This window comes from Synechococcus sp. MU1655 (assembly GCF_023630655.1).
Taxonomy (GTDB): domain Bacteria; phylum Cyanobacteriota; class Cyanobacteriia; order PCC-6307; family Cyanobiaceae; genus Synechococcus_C.
Window position 1 is genome coordinate 1 of sequence record NZ_JAKUHK010000271.1, and the last position, 2,517, is coordinate 2,517.

At 55.6% G+C, this 2,517-nt stretch carries 4 protein-coding genes; all 4 read right to left on the minus strand.

Going from position 1 to position 2,517, the window contains the following annotated elements; all coding sequences use genetic code 11:
• The coding region (locus tag NCN04_RS10550; protein ID WP_350223253.1) for a prepilin peptidase at nt 1-259 on the minus strand (259 nt) is incomplete at its 3' end.
• Nucleotides 256-585, minus strand: coding sequence for a hypothetical protein (locus tag NCN04_RS10555; RefSeq protein WP_250396071.1), 330 nt, complete (start codon nt 583-585; stop codon nt 256-258). The genes NCN04_RS10555 and NCN04_RS10550, both read right to left, overlap by 4 nt.
• Before the next feature lie 51 nt (nt 586-636).
• Complete coding sequence (locus tag NCN04_RS10560) at nt 637-1,539, minus strand: phosphoribulokinase (protein WP_250396072.1); 903 nt, start codon at nt 1,537-1,539, stop codon at nt 637-639.
• Between the two features lie 74 nt (nt 1,540-1,613).
• Nucleotides 1,614-2,517 (minus strand): 3-isopropylmalate dehydrogenase (gene leuB, locus NCN04_RS10565; protein ID WP_250396073.1); only part of this gene is annotated, 904 nt, incomplete at its 5' end.

The window sequence follows — 2,517 nt, forward strand, 5'->3', positions numbered from 1 at the left end:
GGGCGCTCAAAAGTTCCACCAATGGGTAACGGCTCGAAATGCCCTGATAGCAATCGCGACAACGTCCCTGAAGCCAGAGCCACCCCATCACCGGCACATTGTCGTGCCAGCGCACGGCCTGGCCACACTTCGGGCAGTGGCTGCCGGGCCAAACCACCGATTCCCCGCGAGGCAATCGCCAGGCCACAACATTGGCAAAGCTCCCCACACAGGCTCCTGCCACCAAAAGGCTCAGACCCAGGACACTGACACTGTTCACAGCCCTGACCCTCTTGGTCGCTCTCGCCAGCCACGCGGGCGCCGCAGTCGTCGACCGATCAGATCGATACTGATGAAATGTTCTTGAAGCAACAGTGTTGGACTTTCAAACACAACCCTGCCCTCATCTAAACGCTCATTCACAACAACACCCATCGGTTCAAGCTGCTGCCCAGAGTCACTTAAGAAGCGGAAGTAAATCCGCCGTGCCAAAGCGATCAGACGACGACTATCAACTCTGTCCCAGCGCGGTAGAGGAGTTGTTGATCCACTGGCACCTGCAATCTCAAAGGAGGGAGAGGACAAAAAAAGGACCCACCTGATCATTCAGATGAGTCCACGATAGATGTGATTGCTCGATGTGTTCGACAGAAGCAATCAGGAGAGCTTGCTTTGCTCTTCAATCATGCGGTGAATGATGGGGGTCAAGATGAGTTCCATCGCGAAGCCCATCTTTCCTCCGTTCACAACAATGCTGGTGGGGCTGCTCATGAAAGAGTCATGAATCATGCTCAGCAAGTAGCTGAAATCAATGCCCCACTTCTCACGCGCTCCCTTGCGGAAGTGAATGATCACGAAGCTTTCATCAGGAGTCGGGATGTTCCGACAGATGAATGGGTTGGAGGTGTCAACCGTGGGCACCCGCTGAAAATTGATGTCAGTGAGGCTGAATTGGGGACAGATGTGATTGATGTAATCCGGCATGCGGCGCAGGATCGTGTCAACGATCGCTTCTGCTGAATAGCCGCGCTCGGCATTGTCACGCTGAATCTTTTGGATCCACTCGAGATTGGTAATCGGAACCACACCCACGAGTAAGTCAGCGAGAGACGCCACGTCGTAGCCGTCTCCGACAACGCCACCGTGGAGGCCTTCGTAAAACAAGCAATCGGTACCACCAGGGATGTCCTCCCAGGGGGTGAACTGACCTGGATCCAAGTTCACACCGAGGCGAGCGTTGTGCTCAGCAGCCTCTTCTGGACTGTGGAGGTAGTAACGCTTCTGGCCTCCACCAGTTTCGCCATACACGCGAAAGAGTTCTTCGAGCTTGTCGAAGAGGTTGGCTTCAGGACCGAAGTGGGAGAAATTCTCACCCTTCGCAAGCGATTCAGACATGGCGGTCTTCATCGCCATCCGCTCGAAGCGGTGGTAGCTATCGCCCTCCACTACTGCAGGAGTGATGTTCTCCCGAGCGAAGATGTGCTCAAAAGCCCTCTTGACAGTGCTAGTGCCTGCACCTGAGGAACCCGTGACAGCCACGACGGGGTGACGCTTCGACATCGACGGAGGAGGAAATGGCCCGATGAGTTTGGCAGGTCAAAGGGCAAATTCCACATTTTTCCTGCCAGGTCGCATCAGAGTGTCTTAAGAAGTTCCTCCCCCATCGCCTGACAGCCCAGAGCAGTACAGCCTTCAGACATCAAATCACCAGTACGGAATCCGGCTGCCAAAACACGATCAACAGCCCGTTCGAGATCGTCAGCAGCTGCATTTTGCTTGAGACCAGTCCGCAACATCATCGCTGCGGAGAGCACCATGGCCATCGGATTGGCCTTGTCTTGACCAGCGAGATCGGGGGCTGAGCCATGAACAGGTTCATAGAGACCTGGCCCCTCGCTTCCTAAAGAAGCTGAGGGAAGCATGCCAATTGAGCCGGTGAGCATGGCCGAAATATCGCTGAGAATGTCACCGAAAAGATTGCCGGTGAGCACCACATCGAACTGGCGAGGATCTCTGACCAGTTGCATCGCCGCATTGTCCACATAGAGGTGACTGACATCCACGGAGGCGTAGTCACTTTTCATTCCCTCCACGCGATCACGCCACAGTTGGCTGACGTCGAGCACATTGGCCTTATCCACCGAGCAGAGCTGACCGCGACGCTCTGCGGCGAGCTTGAACGCCACCCTCGCGATTCTGTCGATCTCAGAATCCGAGTAGGTCATGGTGTTGAACGCACGCTCTTCACCATCAGCCTGCACCCGACCTTTCGGTTGACCGAAATAAATCCCGCCGGTTAGTTCCCTCACCACCATCAGATCCACCCCTTCCACCACTTCAGGTCGCAGGCTGCTGGCACCAATCAGCGCTGGAACAATTTTGACTGGTCGGAGATTGGCGAAGAGTTCCATGCCCGAGCGCAGGGCTAGCAAGCCACTTTCAGGCCGTTGCTCCCGGGGCAACGAATCAAATCGAGGGCTCCCAATCGCTGCAAGCAAAACGGCATCGGCAGCCTTACACGCTTCAAGGGTGCTCGCC

Coding starts and splice junctions, on each gene's coding strand:
- NCN04_RS10555 (WP_250396071.1), bottom strand. CDS start 585: ATGATCAGGTGGGTCCTTTTTTTGTCCTCTCCCTCCTTTGAGATTGCA.
- NCN04_RS10560 (WP_250396072.1), bottom strand. CDS start 1,539: ATGTCGAAGCGTCACCCCGTCGTGGCTGTCACGGGTTCCTCAGGTGCA.